Origin of the sequence: Poseidonibacter sp., from assembly GCF_041821165.1 — a bacterium.
GTDB lineage: Bacteria > Campylobacterota > Campylobacteria > Campylobacterales > Arcobacteraceae > Poseidonibacter.
Genome location: NZ_JBGUES010000263.1, coordinates 1 through 2,152 on the forward strand (window position 1 = coordinate 1; position 2,152 = coordinate 2,152).

Genomic DNA, 2,152 nt, shown 5'->3' on the forward strand with positions numbered 1-2,152 from the left:
GTATAAGCTTATACTTATACTATATTTAGAAAAAATCATTTAATTGTGCTTTTAACTTCTTTGGTAAATGTGCATATACCATCTCTCTTTTAGCTATTAATTTATTATTTTCATAAATTTCAGTATTTAAAGTTAAGCTTTTTGTTTTAAAGTTTATTAATTTAATAGTTTGATTATTCTCTTCAAATGAAAGATTCATATTTTTTAAATCAACTAATGATTGCTTCTTCTTCGCCATCTTTTACCTTTTTTTTCCTAATTATAATAATTTATTCTTAATAAACTATATTTGAACTTCCATAAGATATAATGTTTTCTTATTTAATACATATATTTTATGATTTACAAAGGAATACTAAATGATACCAAGAGTTTATATGACAAAAGAAAGATTTGAAAAAGAATTAAAAGAGGGTAATATGCCTCATAAAACTTATGAAGAATATATTGCTTCTGTTAATAAAGTTTATGATGAATTAGAATCACATAATGATGATGAAGCACAAGAAGCACAAGATAAAAGTAAATAGGGGAATATGATGGATTTTAGATATATAGGAAAAAGTGGACTTAGAGTATCTTCAATTTGTATGGGAACTATGACTTTTGGTTCTACAACTACTAAAGAAGAAGCATTTAAAATCATGGATAAGGCTTATGAAAGAGGAATAAACTTCTTTGATACAGCAGAACTTTATCCTGTTCCTCCAAAAGCAAATACAGCAGGAATTACTGAAGAATGGGTAGGGGATTGGTTAAAAACAAAAAGTAGAGATTCTATAATATTAGCTACAAAAGTTGCAGGTGCAGCTTCTGGTTGGTTTGTTCCACCTATTAGACATGGTCTTACTGCAATTGATTCTTTTCATATTAAAAGAGCAGTTGAAGGAAGTCTTAAAAAACTAAAAACTGAATATATAGACCTTTATCAAATGCACTGGCCTGATACTATTGTTCCTATTGAAGAGAGTATGAAAGCTTTTGATGAACTTGTACGTGAGGGAAAAGTAAGATACTTAGGAACTTCAAATGATTCAGCTTATGGACTTACAAAAGCAAATGAAGCTTCAAAATATAATAATCTTGCAAGATTTGAATCTATTCAAAATAATTTTTCTTTATTAAACCCAAGATTTTTGGATGAATTAGCAAATGTTTGTAGAAGAGAAAATATTTCACTTCTTCCATATTCTCCAATTGCAGGTGGAGTTTTATCAGGAAAATATAACGCAGGACTTTATCCACAAGATTCAAGATTTGGTATTTATATGGCAAATCAAAGTAAAAGAGTTCAAGCAATGGCAACAAGATTTGTAAATGATAAAACTATAGAAGCTACAAAAAGATATGTAATACTTGCAAAAGAGTATGGGATTTCACCTGTTACTTTAGCAGTTGCTTATTCTAAGCATTTTGATTTTGTGGCTTCTACTATTATTGGAGCAAGAGAATTATCTCAATTAGATGAGTCATTGGCAGCTTTTGATTTTATAATTGACGATGAACTAATGAAAAAAATAGAAGAGATTCAAAAAGATATCTTATACCCAATGGGTTAATAGACTATAAACCCTAACTTTAGGGTTTATGGCTAATGCTTAAACTGCTATTATTTACAACTAAACACTAATCTTAAATTGACAAAACTACGATAATCATATATAATGTAATATATAAAGGATATCAAATGACACAAATAGAAATTAGTAAATATTTAGATATACCATTGACAACATTGAATGATTGGAAAAAAGAGGATAGTAATAGAAATAAATTATACCAATTATTGATAAATCTTGATAAGGAAGAAGTTTTATCTACATTTAATAAAAAAACTAAACATAGATTTTTTCATATATTAAATAGAAATGTTGATGATAGTTCAAAATCAACGTTTGATGATATAAAAAAAGCTTTTAGTAAAAAAAATTATCATGAAGCAACTATTAAAGAGCAAACAATTTATGCAAAGTTTTTTAAAGAGTTAGAAGTTGATGAACTAGATGATTTTATTAAAACTTTTAATGTTTCTAAAAGAGATATAAAAAGTATTTATATTTCAAGCCCATTTAGAAGTCTAAGTGGTGTTGCTAAGAATTGGGATAAAAGATTTAGGTTAAAACATATTACTATTAATATTGAACATAAAAAG

Annotated in this window: 4 protein-coding genes; 3 read left to right on the forward strand and 1 reads right to left on the reverse strand. The window is 26.7% G+C overall.

The genetic code is table 11. From position 1 onward, the window contains the following. Positions 1-25: 25 nt before the first annotated feature. A complete protein-coding gene (locus ACERKK_RS12970; RefSeq protein ID WP_373773495.1) occupies positions 26-238 on the reverse strand; it encodes a malate dehydrogenase in 213 nt (70 codons plus the stop codon). Between the two features lie 121 nt (positions 239-359). On the opposite strand from ACERKK_RS12970, the gene ACERKK_RS12975 reads away from it, so the two are divergent. The 3 genes from ACERKK_RS12975 to ACERKK_RS12985 all read left to right on the forward strand — a co-directional run. Further along, positions 360-530, forward strand: coding sequence for a hypothetical protein (locus ACERKK_RS12975; RefSeq protein ID WP_373773496.1), 171 nt, complete (start codon positions 360-362; stop codon positions 528-530). 9 nt (positions 531-539) lie between these two features. Further along, a complete protein-coding gene (locus tag ACERKK_RS12980; protein ID WP_373773497.1) occupies positions 540-1,559 on the forward strand; it encodes an aldo/keto reductase in 1,020 nt (339 codons plus the stop codon). Positions 1,560-1,687: 128 nt separating this feature from the next. Then, positions 1,688-2,152: hypothetical protein (locus ACERKK_RS12985; protein WP_373773498.1), on the forward strand; the 465-nt coding region annotated here is incomplete at its 3' end.

Bases quoted from the DNA above. Each gene is read 5' to 3' on its own strand.
- ACERKK_RS12970 (WP_373773495.1), bottom strand. From the start codon at position 238: ATGGCGAAGAAGAAGCAATCATTAGTTGATTTAAAAAATATGAATCTT.
- ACERKK_RS12975 (WP_373773496.1), top strand. From the start codon at position 360: ATGATACCAAGAGTTTATATGACAAAAGAAAGATTTGAAAAAGAATTA.
- ACERKK_RS12980 (WP_373773497.1), top strand. From the start codon at position 540: ATGGATTTTAGATATATAGGAAAAAGTGGACTTAGAGTATCTTCAATT.